This is a genomic window from Planktothrix pseudagardhii (assembly GCF_904830925.1).
In the GTDB taxonomy this organism is placed as follows: Bacteria; Cyanobacteriota; Cyanobacteriia; order Cyanobacteriales; family Microcoleaceae; genus Planktothrix; species Planktothrix tepida.
In genome coordinates, this window is record NZ_LR882967.1 from 5,128,761 (window position 1) to 5,148,514 (window position 19,754).

Annotated in this window: 14 protein-coding genes; 9 read left to right on the forward strand and 5 right to left on the reverse strand. The window is 38.8% G+C overall.

What is annotated here, in order from left to right:
* Positions 1 to 41 precede the first annotated feature (41 nt).
* On the reverse strand, positions 42 to 1,076 hold the full coding sequence (locus NMK36_RS22140) for a histone deacetylase family protein (protein ID WP_254174626.1): 1,035 nt from the start codon (positions 1,074 to 1,076) through the stop codon (positions 42 to 44).
* 124 nt (positions 1,077 to 1,200) lie between these two features.
* Here NMK36_RS22140 and NMK36_RS22145 point away from each other — a divergent pair, with 124 nt between their 5' ends.
* Both NMK36_RS22145 and NMK36_RS22150 read left to right on the forward strand, forming a co-directional pair.
* Positions 1,201 to 2,670: a leucyl aminopeptidase gene (locus NMK36_RS22145; RefSeq protein ID WP_254174627.1), complete on the forward strand. Its 1,470-nt coding sequence runs from the start codon at positions 1,201 to 1,203 to the stop codon at positions 2,668 to 2,670.
* 205 nt (positions 2,671 to 2,875) lie between these two features.
* Positions 2,876 to 5,755, forward strand: a complete 2,880-nt coding sequence (locus NMK36_RS22150) for a PAS domain-containing protein (RefSeq protein WP_072718431.1) — start codon at positions 2,876 to 2,878, stop codon at positions 5,753 to 5,755.
* Between the two features lie 64 nt (positions 5,756 to 5,819).
* Here the strand turns inward: NMK36_RS22150 and NMK36_RS22155 are convergent, their stop codons facing one another.
* Positions 5,820 to 6,044 carry a hypothetical protein gene (locus tag NMK36_RS22155; protein ID WP_072718430.1) on the reverse strand — a complete coding sequence of 75 codons (225 nt, stop codon included), beginning with the start codon at positions 6,042 to 6,044 and terminating at the stop codon, positions 5,820 to 5,822.
* A gap of 448 nt (positions 6,045 to 6,492) precedes the next feature.
* Here NMK36_RS22155 and NMK36_RS22160 point away from each other — a divergent pair, with 448 nt between their 5' ends.
* Positions 6,493 to 7,392 (forward strand): 2OG-Fe(II) oxygenase, encoded by a 900-nt coding sequence (locus tag NMK36_RS22160; RefSeq protein WP_072718429.1) that lies wholly within the window; start codon positions 6,493 to 6,495, stop codon positions 7,390 to 7,392.
* A 21-nt stretch (positions 7,393 to 7,413) separates the two neighbouring features.
* Here the strand turns inward: NMK36_RS22160 and NMK36_RS22165 are convergent, their stop codons facing one another.
* Positions 7,414 to 8,865 (reverse strand): trypsin-like serine protease, encoded by a 1,452-nt coding sequence (locus tag NMK36_RS22165; protein ID WP_254174628.1) that lies wholly within the window; start codon positions 8,863 to 8,865, stop codon positions 7,414 to 7,416.
* A 399-nt stretch (positions 8,866 to 9,264) separates the two neighbouring features.
* Between NMK36_RS22165 and NMK36_RS22170 the strand changes: the two genes are divergently transcribed.
* Together NMK36_RS22170 and gshB are read left to right on the forward strand one after the other, a co-directional pair.
* The gene (locus NMK36_RS22170) at positions 9,265 to 10,359 is read left to right on the forward strand and encodes an RRXRR domain-containing protein (RefSeq protein WP_254174629.1); all 1,095 of its coding nucleotides are present in this window, start codon (positions 9,265 to 9,267) and stop codon (positions 10,357 to 10,359) included.
* Between the two features lie 62 nt (positions 10,360 to 10,421).
* Positions 10,422 to 11,396 carry a glutathione synthase gene (gene gshB, locus NMK36_RS22175; protein WP_254174630.1) on the forward strand — a complete coding sequence of 325 codons (975 nt, stop codon included), beginning with the start codon at positions 10,422 to 10,424 and terminating at the stop codon, positions 11,394 to 11,396.
* Between the two features lie 97 nt (positions 11,397 to 11,493).
* On the opposite strand, the gene NMK36_RS22180 is transcribed toward gshB, so the two are convergent.
* Positions 11,494 to 11,643 carry a hypothetical protein gene (locus tag NMK36_RS22180; protein WP_186440315.1) on the reverse strand — a complete coding sequence of 50 codons (150 nt, stop codon included), beginning with the start codon at positions 11,641 to 11,643 and terminating at the stop codon, positions 11,494 to 11,496.
* Positions 11,644 to 11,795: 152 nt separating this feature from the next.
* On the opposite strand from NMK36_RS22180, the gene NMK36_RS22185 reads away from it, so the two are divergent.
* From NMK36_RS22185 to ispF, 4 genes are all read left to right on the forward strand, one after another.
* The gene (locus tag NMK36_RS22185) at positions 11,796 to 12,914 is read left to right on the forward strand and encodes a Gfo/Idh/MocA family protein (RefSeq protein ID WP_072718426.1); all 1,119 of its coding nucleotides are present in this window, start codon (positions 11,796 to 11,798) and stop codon (positions 12,912 to 12,914) included.
* 376 nt (positions 12,915 to 13,290) lie between these two features.
* The gene (locus tag NMK36_RS22190; protein ID WP_072718425.1) at positions 13,291 to 13,482 is read left to right on the forward strand and encodes a hypothetical protein; all 192 of its coding nucleotides are present in this window, start codon (positions 13,291 to 13,293) and stop codon (positions 13,480 to 13,482) included.
* 246 nt (positions 13,483 to 13,728) lie between these two features.
* A complete protein-coding gene (locus NMK36_RS22195; protein ID WP_254174631.1) occupies positions 13,729 to 15,597 on the forward strand; it encodes a pyruvate kinase in 1,869 nt (622 codons plus the stop codon).
* Between the two features lie 63 nt (positions 15,598 to 15,660).
* On the forward strand, positions 15,661 to 16,143 hold the full coding sequence (gene ispF, locus NMK36_RS22200; RefSeq protein WP_254174632.1) for a 2-C-methyl-D-erythritol 2,4-cyclodiphosphate synthase: 483 nt from the start codon (positions 15,661 to 15,663) through the stop codon (positions 16,141 to 16,143).
* Positions 16,144 to 16,158: 15 nt separating this feature from the next.
* Here ispF and NMK36_RS22205 read toward each other — a convergent pair whose 3' ends face one another.
* Positions 16,159 to 19,674, reverse strand: a complete 3,516-nt coding sequence (locus tag NMK36_RS22205) for an ATP-binding protein (RefSeq protein WP_254174633.1) — start codon at positions 19,672 to 19,674, stop codon at positions 16,159 to 16,161.
* Positions 19,675 to 19,754: the final 80 nt, after the last annotated feature.

Here is a 19,754-nt window from a genome sequence, read left to right on the forward strand (position 1 = left end):
GCCCATCTTGCTAGAAAATCCTAAAAACAATACTAATAACTTTAAATAACCGCACGTCCAACGTAAGTTGCTAATGTTTTGAGATGAGAAAGTGCGGCTGAAACGGTGACGGGTAAATTATAGCCACCCCCATGACAGGACAGAACTGGACATTCATGTTTATTGGCAAAATCTAGCGTAATTTGAGTCAGTTTACAGAAGTCATCATTTGTCCAACCTGTCGTACTTGCACCACAATCTTCTTGATGGGAATCATAACCGGAAAAAATAGCAATTAGATTCGGTTGCCAAGGCATTTTTTCCAACGCTTTTTGAAACTCATTCAGACTTTCATAACCATAATAAAACGTTCCTGTAATCCCTTCTTCTTGTAAAACTTCAATGGGAAAAGATGCAGGAATAATCGGAATATTACAGTGTCCAACGACTTGAGCAGCATCCGTTGTTCCCACTTTCAAATCGGAAGCTTTCGCCATATAAAGATCGACAGCATTGTGAATACTAATACAATAAACACTGGGATCATGACTAAAAATTGCCTGAGTTCCATCTCCATGATGAATATCCCAATCAATGATTAGTATTTTGGCAAATCCCTGAAGTTGAGCATATCGAGTTGCAGCAGCCAGAGGATTAAGAAGACAATAACCATGTCCCCAATCTGGATGAGCATGATGACCCACCATACTAAAACAATAGGCACGCTCAACAATTCCTCGTTTCATTTGGTCAATGGCTTCTAACATTCCTCCTAAGCCATAAAGATAACCCGGTATCGCGTATTCCAATCCTCGGCATTCAATACTTAATTCAGGTAAGGATAGACTGATCTCGTCTAAGGGTTGATCACGCGCTTTGAGAGCTAACTTTCGTAGATAATGATGGGTATGAACCCTGAGATAATCAACAACTTGTGCTTTTCTCAAGGATAAAACTGGGTAGTCGCGAAGGGATTGTGCAAGGGTATGTCGAACTTGGTTGTAGTAAGGAAGAGAAAACGTTTCAAAAGCAATTTCCTGAATTGGCTTGGAAGTGAAAAACGCTTGAGGGTATAGGTAAGTAAAAAGTCGGTTCATTCTTTGATCTTGATTAGATTAAATTGATTATAAAATTAATGTTTTTGAATCGTTCTTGAACCTTGACAGCCAAAAAAGGTTTATAGTTTTTTATAGTCAAGTCAAATCAAGACAAAAAACGAGAATGCAATTTATAGCAACGAACACATCCCCCTTGGATTGGTCAGGCGATGTTCTGGCCGTTGGTATATTTGAAGAAAACATCGAATTAACAGGCGAGTTAGCCCAGTTAGATGAAAAACTCGCTGGAACTTTAAAAGAATTAATTGAGGAGACTGAATTTAAGGGTAAACCGGATAGCAGTATCTCCACTCGCGTCGGTGGAAATAGCCCGATTCGCAAAGTGATTATCGTGGGTTTAGGGAAGTCAGACACCTTAAACTTAGAAACCTTGCGTCGGGCGGGGGCATCCCTTGCTAAGGCGGCAAAATCCCTGAAATGTAAAACGGTTGGCGTGAGTTTACCCGTTTGTGAAAGCGCTGATGCGAGCACCCAAGCCATAACAGAAGGCATTGAATTAGCCTTACATCAAGATACCCGTTTTAAATCAGACCCCGATCAAAAAGGGCATGGAATTGAACAAATTGAATTATTGAGTTTACCGGGAACTGAAGCCGCCATTACTCGCGCTCAAAATATCTGTTCCGGTGTCATTTTAGCACGGGAATTAGTCGCTGCTCCTGCTAACGAAATTAACCCGATTACAATGGCAGATATGGCAAAAAATCTCGCTGAAACCTACGGGTTTGAACTCAAGATTCTGGAAAAAGAAGACTGTGAAAAATTAGGAATGGGAGCTTTTTTAGGGGTTGCCCAAGCTTCGGATTTACCGCCTAAATTTATTCATTTAATCTACCGTCCTACAGGAACGCCCCGCCGCAAATTAGCCATTATTGGTAAAGGATTAACCTTTGATTCTGGAGGGTTGAATCTGAAAGTGAGTGGCAGTGGTATTGAAATGATGAAAATGGATATGGGAGGAGCGGCAGCTACCTTTGGCGCAGCTAAAGTGATTGGTCAATTAAAACCCGATGTGGAAGTGCATTTTATTAGCGCCGTGACCGAAAATATGATTAGTGGTCACGCCATGCACCCTGGAGATTTTCTCAAAGCTTCTAATGGTAAAACTATTGAAGTTAATAATACCGATGCAGAAGGACGATTAACCTTAGCGGATGCCCTGGTTTTTGCAGACAAATTAGGGGTGGATGCCATGATTGATTTAGCCACCTTAACAGGCGCTTGTATTATTGCGTTAGGGGATGATATTGCGGGGTTATGGAGTCCTGATGATGGGTTAGCTCAAGAGTTAGAAACCGCCGCCAAAACATCCGGCGAAAAACTTTGGCGAATGCCCTTAGAAGAGAAATATTTTGAAGGGTTAAAAGCCATGCACGCCGACATGAAAAATACCGGGCCAAGGGCTGGGGGTTCGATCACAGCCGCCTTATTCCTGAAACAATTTGTGGAAAAAACCCCCTGGGCTCATTTAGATGTCGCTGGCCCGGTTTGGACGGAGAAAGACAACGGTTATAATACTGCCGGAGCAACAGGTTATGGCGTGCGAATGTTAGTCAACTGGGTCTTAAATTAGATCATCTCCTGAACCCCCCCTTTTTTTTGGGGAATCACCCTTCTAAGTCTCCCTCTTTAAGGGGGATTTAGGTGGATAAATTGAGATAAAATGATAGAAAACTTTAAATAACTCCATAAAAGTATAACAACTTGTATTAATTTGTAGAGTAACGTTAAATAATTTCTTACAATAAAGCCAGAATAACAGAGTCCGCAGATTCAGGGTGGTACACAATCAAGATCAGGGCTTTTTCTCCAAAAAGTCTATTAACTCTGCTATTGCCCTCTCTAAAATCATCGGCAATTTAAAGCGAATGTTTGAATTTTTTAAAGCCTTTTTTGAAAATACCATTATTTTAGAGGGATTTGCACCCCTCTGTTATCCCAATGCCATCAGTAATATTCCCTTACAATCCTCTATTCTGGGTACAGAAGGGCTGATGATTATAGCTCAGTACGCCTTAGCGGGGTGGCTGATTTATCGTCAACTCAGAGGTTCAGAATTACAGACATCCCCAACGGTAGAATCAACGTCCTGGGTGCGTCGAGTTTTAACCAGGTTTTCCTTCAAGCCTTCGACCGCTCAACCTCAATTGTCCCTGGGAACATTGTTAATCTTGGGTTTAATCGCCAATGGAACACTTCATCTGATCTATCTGTTGCGAGAATTCTATCCCACCCATAATGCCCTCGCTATCAGTCAAGCTGTGTTTACAGTTCTGTTTTTGGGGAGCGTCGGGAGATTGATTCTCCTACTGACTCAATCCGCCACGGGGATTTTCCCACCTACCCCATCGGTTGAATTTTTCAATAGTTGTGAAAGTTGCCATCATCAAATTATTTCTTCTCAAAGCTCTTCAAAATTAGATAAACTTCGAGCCAATTTCTCTTACTTATTTAGATTAGATACAACTTTTCCCATTAAATTAAATCTCCAGGAACCCCTAGAAGAAGTCCTGAAACTAACTAAATTTTCCATTGATAAAGCCGCCGATGCGATTTTTTGGGTGGGAGAAGACGGACAAATTTTATATGTGAATGATGCTGCTTGTCGATCTCTGGGTTATGCACCTGAAGAATTATTAAAGTTGACCATTCATAATATTAATCCTGATTTTCCTGAATCCTCTTGGTCATTACATTGGAAAATTTTAAGGCGTTGTGGATCTTTGAATATTGAAGCTCGCCATCGTACCAAACATAACCGAGTTTTTCCGGTTGAAATTACGATTAGTCATCTCAATTTTAATGGAAAAGAATATCAATGTGCCTTTGCACGAGATATTAGCGATCGCAAACAAATTGAACGAACATTACGCGAACGTCAAGGAGAATTTCGTTCCTTAGTCTCTAATATTCCCGGTGCAGTCTATCGGGGAATCTTAGAAGAAGACCGGATGATGGTGTTTCTCAGTCAAGGGATTGAAACGATTACGGGATATCCCCCCAGTGATTTTATTCAAAATCGAGTCCGCTCTTTTAATAGTATTATTCATGCCGATGATGTAGATAAAGTCAAGCGTAAGATTCGGGTCAGTTTAGAATCTCGACAGCCTTACATTTTAGAATATCGCTTAATTGGAGTTGATGGAACCATTCGCTGGGTTTATGAAAAAGGACAAGTTATTGTGACCGATGAAGAATCAACTTGTTGGTTAAATGGTGCTATTTTTGATATTACTGAAAAACGCCAAGCATCGGAAGCTTTGAAAGCCAGTGAAGAACGGTTAAAATTAGCGTTAGCCGGAACCGATCAAGGATTATGGGATTGGAATTTAGTCAGTGGAGAGGTTTATTTTAGTCCCCAATGGAGTTCGATGTTGGGGTATGACAGCAACAAAATTCAAGGAAAAGCTCGTTCTTGGTTAAAGTTAGTTCATCCTGATGATCGAGAATCCGTAATTGCTGTTCTGAAACAACATTTAGCCGGAGAAACCCCATTTTGTGAAATGGAACATCGAATGTTAAGCCATGCTGGGGAATGGAAATGGATTCTCAATCATGGTAAAGTTGTGGTGCACGATGAGCAACAACAACCCATCCGCATGACGGGAACCGTTAAAGATATTAGCGATCGCAAAAAAACAGAAGAAGCTCTACGCCAATCAGAAGCTAGAGAACGCGCTAAAGCGCAACAATTAGAACTGACTTTAAGAGAATTAGGACAAGCACAAGCGCAACTGATTCAAACCGAAAAATTATCCAGTTTAGGTCAATTAGTCGCCGGAATTGCCCATGAAATTAATAACCCCATTACGTTTATTTATGGCAATATTACCTATGCCAGTCAATATATCCAAGACTTATTAGAATTAATCGCTCTGTATCAACAGTATTATCCCCAACCCGATGCTGAAATTCTACAACATCAAGAAACCATTGAGTTAAATTTTATCCTCGATGATTTACCTAAAATTTTATCTTCTATGGAAGTCGGAGCCAACCGTATTCGAGAAATTGTTCTCTCCCTACGGAATTTTTCTCGCTTGGATGAAGCAGACATGAAACCTGTGAATATTCATGATGGGTTGGAGAATACTTTATTAATTTTACAACATCGGCTTCGCCCCCAAGCAGGTAGCCCTAGGGAAAAACGAAATCCCTCCATTCAAGTGATTAAAGAATATGGTAACTTACCGAAAACCGAATGTTATCCCGGTCAGTTGAATCAAGTTTTTATGAATGTTCTCAGTAATGCCATTGATGCGTTATTAGAAGGAGAATCTAAGTTTATTCATCCTCCCCAGTGCTTGAATTCCCCGGCGGTGGGATGGCAGATTTCTTCCACAACCCCAACCATTCGGATTCACACCGAATTAAATGACATGAATCGAGTAGTGATCCGCATTACTGACAATGGCGCTGGGATGACAGATCGAGTCAAACATCGTTTATTTGAACCCTTTTTTACGACAAAACCCGTTGGAAAAGGAACGGGTTTAGGATTAGCTATTAGTTATCAAATTATTGCCAAACATCAGGGTAAATTAACCTGCTATTCAGAATTAGGAAAAGGCACAGAATTTGTTATTGAACTCCCTTTAAAACAAGAGTTTAGACAAAATCCTACCCTGCTGTTAGAAGTACAGTCCTCCACCGCCTGAAAACAAACTTAAACAGTGGTTGACACGTCTAAATTTAGCCAACTTATTCCCTATTCTCTATTCCCTATTCTCTAGTGCTACGCACTATAGATAAGGAGGGTTCCTGATGATAAACCAGAGCAGAACGCTTGGCTCGACATTCTAAGAAGCGTTCCACTTCTTCGGGTGTTGTCACCCACGTTCTTAAGTCCTCATCCCAAGCAAACTCAATGCGGTGTCTCAATCTTAATTGAGAGACTCGCTGATGGGAAACTCCTAAAATTCGGGCTACGTCAGACTGTCTAAGCATAGAACTTTTAAACCCTAAAGTTGTGAATTAAAATCGATGATCTGGGTAGATCGCAATCAATAACTATTTAATTGTTTTGCTTTATGGTAACAGATTTTACCTAGAAATAACTCAGTAATTATTCGGAATTTTAAGCGTTTAATCTTAAAAAGAATTCTCCGTAAAATTACGGTGGTTCCCGGTTGACAATTGCCTCGTTTCTTTCTAAAATTCCCTTGACCTTGGAGACGTTCAAGTTACATTACTACTGCTAGGGAGCCATCAAGATACTGTCACCTTAGCGTCTAATAAGTTGCGATCACCCCCAACATTCTTTGCTCACATACGCAGAAACCCGGTTTCTTGAAGAAACTGGGGTTCTGTTCCTATAAAATTTTTGAAGTGATCATCAGCCGTATAGGATTCAAGTTAAAATCAACATCAACTTTTCCAGTGGCTTCAGGAATTTATGCACAACCCAACACTCACACCGACTATTCAAGACATTCAGGTGACGTTACTGCTTCTCGGTGGCTATCAATATGGGATCACGTTACCCTCTAATTCTCCTTTACTCTTAAATTTATTAAATGCAGTGGTTCATCGAACAGAACAAAATCGAGATGAACCGCCTAAATTGTTTCAAATTCCGGTCAATGGACAGCAGCAAGCCTTATGGTTTTCCAGTGATTCTTTAGTGGGGGTGATCACCGAACCTCCAATTTTTATTAAAACTCAATCTCCTTCCCTTCCCCCGACACCGAAAGCTGAACTTTTTAATATTAACTATTGGCAAATTGATAATTTTTTATCTCCAGAAGAACATCAAACTCTTCTCGATTATGCGATTAAACAAGAAGGAAACTATGAATTAACTGGCCCCGCAACAAACACGGCTGATTATCCCGAACATCGAAATTCTTTAGTGTTGTATTATTCTCCAGAATTTGCTGATATTATTCTCAACCGAGTTAGGGCTGTGTTTTGGAAAGCTTTAGAACACCTGAATATTCCTCCTTTTGCGATTACTCATATTGATGCTCAACTCACCGCCCATAATCACGGCCACTATTTCCGCATTCATAATGATAATGGTTCAGAAAGAGATGCAACTCGAACGTTAACTTATGTTTATTATTTCTATCGAGAACCCAAAGCTTTTACCGGAGGAGAATTATTAATTTATGATACCCATTGGCACGGTGAAGATGCTTACTCAAAATTAGAAAATTTTAAAACCATCGAACCTTTGAATAATCGCATTATCTTTTTTTATAGCGGTTTAATGCACGAAGTTTTACCCGTTTATTGTCCGTCTAAACAATTTGCGGATAGTCGATTTACAATTAATGGTTGGGCTAGAAAATAAATTTCTAAGTTTTATCCGTTGTTAAACAGAAATAAAACGACCTTGAAGTTGTTCAGGAGAAATATTAGAAACTACCCCTAAAATTTGATTTGAGCTTGTGACCCGAATGACCGTTTCAGGTAAGTTAGAATAGAAATTGGTCGAAAGTTCTAAGGTTAAATTGGCTTCTGTTAGACCTTCTGTTAAGCCAATCTTATCAACAAAACTGGGTTCAAAATCATCAATAGTATCTGCTAACAATTGATCTGAATTTGCCGTTGCTAAAGACAAAATAAAAAGATCAGAGCCACTTCCTCCGGTTAAATAGTCACTGCCTTGATCTCCTGTTAAGGTATCATTTCCTTCTTCTCCATAGAGATAGTCAAAATCTTGACCTCCTGCTAAAAAATCATTTCCCAAACCCCCCCAGAGAATATCAAACTCTAAATTTCCATAAACAAGATCATTTCCCTCGTCTGCATAAAGATTATCTCCCCCTTTTCCCCCAAATAAATGATCATCCCCCCCTAAACCGTTGAGGGTATCATTCCCTTGATATCCATAGAGAAAATCATTATTAATCGTACCAACAATATTATCATTACCACTATAGGGAGAAGGATTAATAATTTGATTAATCCAATCTGCATAAACTGAAACCCTCGTATCAGAAGCATATTCTCCAAAGCTATCATCTAAGGCATTAGTAACATCAATACCCGGTGTTGCTGACCTAAAACCATTAGAGGTCAAACCCGCAATTTTTCCATTAATAAAGGCTGGCCCCCCTGAATCTCCAGGGCTAATATTAACTTCTGATAATCCTAATCCTAAATCGTTAATGCCAAATTCTTGCCCAAAGGCATCATTTTGGGGTAAGCCATTATCAAAATCATAAACTAATTGTTTTCCGGGTTGGTTACTATAATAATAAGGATAACTATTAAATAATTCGCCAGAAGCTTCATAACGATTTTGCCCCATTCGTTTAGTTGGAACTAAATCAGAATAATCGGCTTCTCCAGAATTTCCCGTTGCTGGAACACCATAGCCTACTTTTTGCATAATCTGTCCCACTTCATCAGCCCCGGTATAAATTTCATAGCGATTCGCGGCTTCAGGTGCAGGTTGAGAAAGTTCTAAAATAGCAATATCATTGTTATAATTAGTATCAGAAGTCCAATCGGGATGAATATAAATTTGAGAAACGGGAATCGAGACTGTCCCAGAGGGTAAATTAAAATAAACCGTATATTCTGAAGGAGAACTATAATCAGCTTGTCCGAATTCATCTGTGACACAATGGGCAACGGTTAAAATATGACGTCCAGTTGTTAGCAATGATCCGCTACAACTATGACCATTAATTTCTTGAATTTTAACAACACCATCTAACCCCATTCCAGGTTGTACAAGATAAGCCGGATTATCGGGATTAGAGGTGGGAACTGAAATCCGAGGTTGAGGTGCATTTACAGTTAAAGAAGTTGACATTTCGCTGAACTTAAATGAATATAATTAAGGAAAACTTGATCCTTTGCTGGTTTAATTTTATTCTAAATCCTGTCACTTTGACAGTTTCAATGGATGAAAGGAAGGTTTCAAAGGTCAGGATCTAAAATTTGTCTTCTGTTTTAACGTCTGTTTAATTTGTTAACCGTTAACTGTGAATAAAGTTCACTAACCCCGCCCTAAAAGTGCGGGGATTGCTTAAACCAATTTAGGCAACGCAAGCAGTGAATAGCTCATGGAGACTCAATTGGGTACAGACGTCCGAATACTTCTCTAGTTCGGACAAAATCTAAACCGGATTGGTTCAGGTGTTGGGTAAAGCCAAGACATCTTAATTGAGTTGAGCCAAGAGACTGAAACAAGAAATTGGGTTATACCAAAATGCGAATACCAGTAGTCGATCAAAACAACAAGCCATTGATGCCAACCACACCAGCAAGAGCGAGGAAGTGGATTGAGTCAGGAAAAGCAGTTAAACGCTACTCAGACTGTGGGCAATTTTATGTTCAACTGTTAGTTAAACCGAGTGGATACACAACCCAAAATATTGTGATTGGAATTGATCCGGGCAAGAAATTCTCTGGGATTGGTGTTCAATCAGCTAAGTTTACACTGTATACGGCTCATCTGATTTTGCCATTTCAGACAGTCCGTGAACGCATGGATGCAAGACGATTAATGCGTCGAGGTCGCAGAGGAAGAAGAATTAACCGCAAGGTTGAGTTCTCAAAACGCAACCATCGCCAAAAACGCTTTAATAATCGTCGCCAAGGTAAACTGGCTCCCTCAATTCGTGCTAATCGTCAATTGGAATTGAGAATAGTTTCCGAATTATTCAAGATTTACCCAGTTGCAGAAATTAGATACGAATATGTCAAAGCTGATGTTGATTTAACCAGTGGGCGTAAACAAGCTAAATCGGGTAAAGGTTTTTCACCTGTTATGGTTGGGCAAAAATGGATGTGTAGCCAACTAGAAAAGTTAGCCCCCGTAGTTAAGATTGAAGGTGATCAAACGGCATCAACTCGTAAATACTTGGGGCTAACCAAGAACAAAACAGACAAATCCAAGCCGGAATTCAACACTCATGCAGTTGATGGTGTAGCGATTGCTGCAACAGCGTTTGTTGAATATCGCCAATATCATACAGCAAAAACTGATGGTGCTAATTGGTTTGGTGATGTTGTGATTACCACTTCTGAATTCCGAGTGATTCGCAGACCCCCTTTTTCTCGTCGCCAACTTCACTTAATGCTTCCGGCTTTAAATGGAGTGCGTCGGAAGTATGGAGGTTCTACAACTCGTCATGGTTTTCGCAAGGGTGATTTGGTTAAATCTCCCAAGGGTGTTGGTTATGTGTCAGGAGACACCGAAAGACAAGTATCTGTCAGCGATGCTAACTGGAAACGGTTAGGGCAGATTGCTTCTAGTAAAGTACAGTTAATTCGCCGTTCTAACGGGTTGATTGTTACTTAGAAGATTTTGTAAAGCCGTCCTCCGCTTCGCTAAAGGACGGGGTTTCAAAACCAATTTTTTCGATGAAATTTGCCTTCATCATTGACCCAATCGAAAAATTAAATCCCAGCCATGATACCAGCGTTGCTTTAATGGAAGCCGCGCAAGTTTTAGGACATGAAATCTGGGTGACACAAGTGCATCAATTAAATGTGATTGAGGGTCAAACCTGGGCACTTTTAACGCCAGTTCGCCTCACCCCCATTGTTAGGGATCAAGGTCGTTGGGTTGTCGGTGAAATTTGGTTTTCTATTGAGCAACCGACCCTTCAACCTTTAGAAAATATGGATGCGGTGTTTATGCGAACCGATCCCCCTGTAACAATTCCCTATCTCTATGCTACCTATCTTTTAGATTATATTAACTCTGAAAAAACTTTGGTGATTAATTCACCTCATGGGTTAAGAACAGCGAATGAAAAAATGTATGCGCTGCAATTTAAAGATTGTATCCCGACAACGATTGTGAGTCGAGATAAACGGGTCATTCGAGAATTTGTTGAACAAGAAAGTGCCGCAGTTTTGAAACCATTAGGTGGAAAAGCAGGAGAAGGAATTTTATTTTTAGAACCTAGCGATCGCAATCTCAATTCTTTAATTGAAATTAGCACTCAACAAGGGTTATATCCAGTGATGATTCAACGATTTTTACCCGAAGCTAAAGACGGAGATAAGCGAATTATTCTATTAGATGGAGAAGCCATTGGTGCAGTTAATCGCATTCCCACAGGTCAAGAATTTAGAGGAAATATGGCTGTGGGCGGACGAGTCGCTAAAACAGAAATTACAGATCGAGAGTATGAAATTTGTCAGAAATTAGCCCCTAAATTAATTGCAGATGGCTTATATTTTGTCGGAATTGATGTGATTGGAGGCTATTTAACAGAAGTGAATGTTACCAGTCCGACGGGAATTCGAGAAATTGATTTATTAGATAACGTTTCTTTAGGAGAAAAAGTAATAGCATGGGTAGAAAATAAAATTAAGACTCGTTTGTAATCTTAGCGGGTATAGGGTTTGATTTTTCGGAGCATTTTGTATTGTTTATCCAAAGAGTAACTCGTCCAGGGTGATAAATTTTAGCAATAAAAGGGGGTTAATTATTTAAAGCAAATCTTGTCATTTGGGACAAAGTATTAACAAAAGTTAAAGCGATCGCATCTCCTGACAAATTTGTTGAAGCAAATACAAATACCCTGACATTAGCTTGAACAATACTCAAAAGTTGAGAGGTGCGATAACCCATTCTTTCATCCTTTAGCTATTTTAATCAAAACAACCTTTGTTGATATTATACCTATTTATGTTAAAATAATCACAATATTTTTAATTTCAATCAAGACAGAGATGTCGTTTAATGCCGATCTAAAACTGCGGATATTTTCATCAGGAGAAACCATGACAACAGACACAAAAGTTGGTATTGCTGTAATTGGGACAGGATTCGGTAAAAAAGTTCATATTCCTGCCTTTCAAGACCATCCTAAAACCGAAGTTGTAGCCGTTTATCATCGAGATTTAGAAAAAGCAAAAGCGATCGCATCTAGCCATAATATTCCCTATGCTTTTAATAGCATTGATGAGATTTTTGCCTTACCTGAAGTCCAAGGAGTGGCGATTTCAACGCCCCCATTTTTACATTTTGAAATGGCAAAACAAGCCCTCAATGCTGGCAAACATTTATTATTAGAAAAACCGACAACACTTACAGTTCAAGAAGCCAAATATCTCTATCAACTTGCTGAATCTAAAGGCCGTATAACCAGCTTAGATTTTGAATTTCGGTTTATTCCCCCTTGGCAACAGTTTGCCCAACTCTTAACCGAAAATTATGTCGGTCAAAAAAGATTGATCAAAATTGATTGGTTAGTCTCCAGTCGTGCCGATGAAAGCCGTCCTTGGAATTGGTATGCTCAAAAAGACAAAGGAGGCGGTGTATTAGGCGCTATTGGTTCCCATAGTTTTGATTATATTTCCTGGTTATTTGGTTCAATTAAACGCCTCTGTGGGCAACTCAATACTACCATTCCCTTACGTCCTGATCCTGAAGCGGGAGGGGAATTAAAACCCGTTGATGCGGATGATATTTGTACCTTAATTTTAGAACTCAATGATGGCACGCCTTGTCAAGTTTGTTTAAGCTCTGTCACCTATCAAGGACGAGGACATTGGGTAGAAGTTTATGGCAGTGAAGGAACCTTAATTTTAGGAAGTGATAATCAACAAGATTATGTACATGGATTTCGGCTATGGGGAAGCAAGAAAGGTGAAGCTTTAAGCGAAATTTCGATTCCTGAACAATTAGAATTTCCTCAAATTTATCCTGATGGTCGGATTGCGCCTTTAATGCGAGTTATTAATCAATGGATAAGCGGAATTGAACAAGGAAAAAGTTTAGAACCCTCCTTAAAAGAAGGGGTTTATTCTCAATTGCTAATGGATTTAACCCATGAATCCAATGAAACCGGAACTTGGGTTAATGTCCCCCCATTTGAACCCTTTTTAAAGTCTGAATAAAACTGAAAAAACGGCTTATTTTCACTCTTCAATATGATTAGGGGTGGGCATAAGCCATCCTACTACGGGATTATAATCCTCGATTTAACTTTTCATTGAACAGTGATTGTGGTATTATAGATTTGCAACTCCTCAGACAAGAAGTAAATGCTTGTAAGATAGCTGCAAAAAACAACCTGAAAAGCCCTGGTGGCAGTTGTTATAATTTCTATGCCTGCTAGTTTGATCTGAATGAGTTTGCATTAGAAGCAACATCCTCCAAAAGAGTCATCCCTATAGAACAACGCTAACATCACCCAATGAAATCAACCGGGTGCTAACTCTTTTGCGGGTTGAGTATCACCGATTCATAAATTCCACAATGGAGGTTACAATCATGAACACCTTACTCATCAATTTCTTGCTGATTAAACAATTCCTCAATGGTATGGCTAATTCCTACGCGATGATCAGTTTAAGTTATGTGGTTAGCGTATTCCTGATTTTATTTGTTTTTTTTGGTGTTGCTGCTTCTCAGTCCCATCCCGTTTCTGCACCTTCTATTCATTCATCTTCACAGAGTTTTTAAACATCGGGTATAGCCTAGATTGTTTAAGAACAGTTTAAGTTAAGTTTAAATTTTATCCTAACGTCCAGTTCAGCAAAATATCCCTACATTTCCCCTGGTAATTTTTCTTGCGGATTCCTAATAATTTTTAAGTTTATTGAGGCTTTTTAACAATGGGATTGCGCGAGGAAGGATTCTTACTCTAAAATCAAAGTTAAGTCCAGAATAAAACTTTTTCCTGGACTTAACTTAGGTCTACTTAAAGATATGAAACCACAACAGCGATATACATCTGCTGAACTGTCTCGTGCGATTACCATTGAAAGAGCGATTCGTTCTGTAACCGAACTCCGACAAACCGCCATATCCCTAGAAGAAGAATTAGCTGATTTACTACAAAAAACCTCTCCAGCTTGTCGAGAAAGTGCCTATAATTTAGTTCACTATTTAGCCATCCGTCGTCATGATCTGCGGGAATTACAACGGGAATTAATTCGATTAGGATTAAGTTCTTTAGGACGTATGGAAGCCCATGTAATGGCATCTTTAGATGCTGTTTTAGGCACATTATATCGCTTAGATCAACGCCCTATTCCCACTGATTTAGAACAGGAAGCCCCCATCACCTTTGCGGTCGGGAGTGCCCTATTAGCAGAAAACGCTGTCGCCATATTAGGCCCTAGTCCTAAACAACATAACACCCGCGTCATGGTAACAATTCCCAGTGAAGCCGCCCATGATCCTAAAATTATTTATAATTTATTAGCTCAAGGGATGAATGTGATGCGAATTAATTGCGCCCATGATCATCCTGAAGCTTGGGAAAAAATGATCCTAAATTTACGCGCTGCTCAACGACAACTAGGGAAATCCTGCCGCATTTCCTTTGATTTAGCGGGGCCAAAATTACGCACAGAACAGATTGAACCTGGGCCAGAATTAATCAAATGCAAACCGACGCGCAACGTTTTAGGACAAGTTATTAAACCGGAAAAAATTTATTTTACTTCTCAACCTCATACCTTACCCGATAAAAATAATGTAATTCCGATTCAAGGAAATTTACTAGAACTGGCAAAAGTTGAGGATCAAATTCGCTTGACTGATACCAGGGGAAGCCGTCGATTTTTGAACGTAATCGAAGTCAATAAAACCACTTGTATTTGTGAAAGTGATAAAACAACTTATCTTGTTTCTAATACTAAATTATCTTTGTATCGAGGGAAGAAATTAATCGCCAAAGATACTGTTACTCAAATTTCGCCCCAACCTCAAGCCATTACCCTAGCTGAAGGCGATGCACTCCTGATTATTCAAGGAGAAATTTTAGGAAAATCGGCGGTTTTAGATGAACAGGGAAATCTCATCCAACCAGCTTGTATCGGTTGTAGTTTACCTGAAGTGTTTCGAGATGTTAAAATCGGGGAACGGATCTTTTTTGATGATGGAAAAATAGCAGGTATTATTCGAGAAGTATTTGAAAATCAGTTTCGAGTTGAAATTACATCCGTTGTCAATGGTAAAAATAAACTCAAAAGCGAAAAAGGAATTAATCTTCCTGACACCATGTTAAATCTTCCGGCTTTAACAGAAAAAGATATTCAAGATTTAGAATTTATTGCTCAATTTGGAGATATGGTAGCACTTTCTTTTGTGCAGCAACCTGAAGATATCGAACAATTAATTACAGAATTAAAACGAGCCGGAGGAGAACATTTAGGGATAATTTTAAAAATCGAAAATCAACAAGCTTTTGATCAACTTCCTCGATTGTTATTAACAGCCATGCAACATCCTCCCCTGGCTGTTATGGTCGCACGGGGAGACTTAGGCGTAGAATTAGGATTTGAACGACTTTCAGAAGTTCAAGAAGAGATTTTATGGCTGTGTGAAGCCGCTCATATTCCGGTTATTTGGGCAACTCAGGTGTTAGAATCTATGGCAAAAGGAGGAATGCCATCTCGTGCAGAAGTGACGGATGCAGCCATGGGAAGTCGGGCAGAATGTGTGATGTTAAATAAAGGAGCTTATATTGATAAAGCGTTACAATTCCTCTGTGATGTCTTAGGACGAATGCAAGCCCACCAAGACAAAAAAACCTCAATGTTAAGAAAGTTGAGTATTTCCGATTTATAAAACTTGATCCGAATTGATGGTAAAATAAAAAACTATGTTGATTTTAATGGGAAACAATATCTGATGAATATTCGCATTGGCAATGGGTATGATATTCATAAATTAGTTACCGGACGGCCGTTAATTTTAGGCGGGATAAAAATTAGCCATGAATTAGGGTTATTAGGACATAGTGATGCGGATGTTTTAACCCATGCCATTATGGATGCCATGTTAGGTGCTTTAAGTTTAGGAGATATTGGGCATTACTTCCCACCAACGGATGAGAAATGGGCAGGAGCAGATAGTTTAGTATTATTAAAACAGGTGAATCAATTAATTTTAGATCGAGGTTGGAAAGTGGGGAATATTGATTCTGTAATTGTTGCAGAACGTCCGAAATTAAAACCTCATATTAAAGCCATGTGCTATATGCTGACTACAACATTAAACTTAGATCTTGATCAAATTAGTGTCAAAGCAACCACTAATGAAAAATTAGGCCCCGTTGGTCGTGAGGAAGGCATTGCAGCTTATGCAGTAGCGTTATTAGAAAAAGTGAATTAAGATTCCCGTTCATTTTTATTCGACTGGAATTTCAATTATAAACTCTGAACCTTCTCCCCAAGAAGAAACACAACTGAGTTTACCTCCGTGTTTCTCCACAATAATTTGATGACTAATTGACAAACCAATTCCTGTTCCTTTCCCCACAGGTTTTGTTGTGAATAAATGCTCAAATATTTTTTGTTTTACTGATTCTATCATCCCCATACCATTATCTTTAATTCGGATTATTGCCCATTGTTCATCTTGAGAGAGTTCTGTGTGGATACTAATTTTTTGAGGAGAATTGTAATGCTCTCGATAAGCTCGATCTTCCATCGCATCATCTAACGCATCAATAGCATTGGCGACAAGATTGAGAAATACTTGATTCAGTTGTCCAGGATAGCAATTAATCGGGGGTAAATCTCCATAATTTTTAATAATAGTAATTTCCGGGCGCTTGGAATTCCCCTGAAGTCGGTGTTTTAAAATCATCAGGGTACTTTCAATTCCTTCATGCAGATTAAATTCTACTTTCTGATCTGTATCTCTCCTAGAAAATGTGCGTAAAGCAATACTAATTTGCCTAATTCGTTCTGCTCCCATTTTTAAAGAAGCCATCACCTGGGGTAAATCTTCAATTAAGTAAGATAAATCAATTTTCTCAATTTTCTCAACAATTTCCAAACAAGGTTGAGGATATTTATCCTGATAAATAAGAATTAAATCAATTAAATCTTTAACCGACGTTTCGGCATAACTGATATTACCTAAAATAAATGAAATTGGATTATTAATTTCATGACCCACTCCAGCGACTAATTGACCAATACTCGCCATTTTTTCCGCTTGAATCATTTGTAATTGAACATTTTTGAGTTGTTCTAAAGATTGCTCAAGCTGCATGGATCTTTCTCTTTCTCTGGCTTCAGAAGCTTGTAATTCTAAATAAAGACGGGCATTTTCTAAGAAGGTTGCTGCTTGAGTACAATGGGTTGTAATCCGGGCAATTAATTCACTTTTTGTAATAGGTTTCGTCACATAATCATTTGCCCCTGCTTGTAAACCAATGACGAGATCAGAGACTTGATTTTTTGCTGTGAGTAACACAATGGGTAACTCATTCGGTTGCCAAATTTCTCGAACTTTGCGCGTCACTTCATAACCCGTCATTCGAGGCATCATCACATCCAGTAATATTAAATCTGGTTTCAAACCGTTTCTAAGCAAATCCAAGGCTTCATAACCTGAAGCAGCTTCTGTAATTTCATATTGATATAAAGATAAATGATTGACTAAAACTTGACGATTAACAGGTTCATCATCAACCACTAAAATTTTGTAAACTTGTTGTTGATCTTGAATCAAAGTTGATGAAATTTCCTCAATTACCTGTTCTTCACTCTCCGTAAACCTGTCTTCAGAATAGACTGAGACAGCAGAACTCATGACCACAGATGAAGAAAAATGATCTCTTAAACTCAAGATAGAAGTATTAGAAGAATGGCTTTCTAAATCCAGACTTATGGGTAAAGTAAAATGAAATTGAGACCCTTCATTGAGTGTTGACTCTACCCAAATTTCTCCGCCCTGTAATTCAATTAATTGCTTGGTAATCGCCAGTCCTAATCCTGTCCCGCCATAAATTCTAGCTGTGGAACCATCCGCTTGTTCAAAGGACTCAAAAATTCGTTCTAATTTATCCTCTGGAATGCCAATTCCAGTATCAGAAACGGTAATTTGTAGCTGTTGTGATGCTGAATTAGAAATAGCCTGAGCGGTAATTTCAATTTTACCACTATCGGTGAATTTTAAAGCATTTCCAATTAAATTATGAAAAATTTGTTGCAGGCGATTTTCATCCGCTATTACCGCAGGTAATAAGGGTGAAATTTTATTGTGAATCTGTAATTTTTTTTGATCAATTAAGGGTTGACTCAGGGTGATCACGACTTCGACAACTTCTCGTAACCCGACGGGTTTGAGTTGAAGTTCTAGGGTTTTATGTTTGAGTTTAGAGAAATCTAAAATATCATTGACTAAATTTGCTAACCTTCTGCCACTGGATACAATCATTCTTAAATTAGATAAGGTAGCCGAAGTTAACTGACCTGTTGTGCCATCAATTAACGATTCCGCAATCCCAATAATTCCATTTAAGGGCGTGCGAAGTTCATGGGAGGTATTCGCTAAAAATTCATCCTTAAGTTTATCGGTTCGTTTTAAAGCAATTTGTGCTTGCTTGAGTCTTACTTCTCGCGCCTGAACTTCCCCAGCCATTGTATTAAAGGATGATGCTAATTGCCCTAATTCATCTGAGCGTTTAATATCGAGATTAATATTAAAATCCCCCGTCGCAATTTGTTCCGTTGCAACCATCAGTTGACTTAAAGGTTCAGCAACTTGTTGACGCAAAACAAATAATAATATCACAATTTCAAAAATTAGAGAAATTCCTCCTAAAATCAGGACAAAACGAGCATTTTTAAAGGCAACTTCTGCTAAAATAGATTTGGGAAATACTGTAACAAAATACCAATCAGGCGTTTCCAGTTTGGCAACGGCTAAATATTCTTGATCTTGATCATTTTTTACAACAACTTGTCCTGATTCTAAATGTTTGACTAACTCAAAAATTCGGATTAAATGCAAATCTTGAGATTGAGTAATCTCAAATTTTCCCTGCTTATTCTTAATTTCATCCATTTTATCGGGATGGGCAATTAAACGACCATCGGAGCGAAAAATCAGATTATAAGTTCCGGGGAGGCGGTCTTGTAAGGTTCGTTCTAGGAGTTCATTTAAAACAATATCATGACCAATAGTCGCTACCTGTTTACCTGCAATATCAACAGGAGTTCCACAGGAAATCGTCCAATCTCTGGCAATGCGATCATAAGAAAGTCCAGTACAAACTGTCTGACGACTTGGGTTATGTTGGGAGTTGGTAATCCAAAAAGAGTCTTCATTTGGAATATAGAGATCTGATGTTGTATTTTCCGCCCAAGGCACCTCCGGCCAATACATAATTCCTATATTTTCAGGTGTATTAATATAGGTATTTTGAAAGCGACTTCTCCAAGCCATTCCAAAGGAAATAACTAAATCATAAAATATGAGAACGCGACGACGAATTTCGGGAGTAAGTTCAACATTTTTGCCAATATAAACTCCGGCTTGACGGCTGCGATCAAACTTTTCCGGTTGATTGCGAATCACTCCATCATGAGAACGGACAAATCGTTGATCAAATTCTGCTTGAGGGTCATAATCTTCCCATTCTTCTAAACGGCGTTTAATTTCCTGTTCTAAGACAGCATGGTTATCTTCTGCTAAGGTGAAAATATTGCTTTCCCGTTGTCCCCGTTCTACAATATATTTATCTAATTGTTTGATAGTTTGAGTTTCTAAAATAGACATTAAATGGAGATAACTGAGGGCGGTTGATCCCAAGATAACAAACGCAATTCTAACCGCCATTTTTATCAGAGTTTCACGAGTAATTGAACTTTTGGATTGAGGAAATAACTTTTTATGAAAACGAACCATATTATTTTTCCTACGGGAGCTACTCAAAGTCTAAAAAATCCGAATTGAGTGGGTAAACAGTCAATACATCCTCATATTCT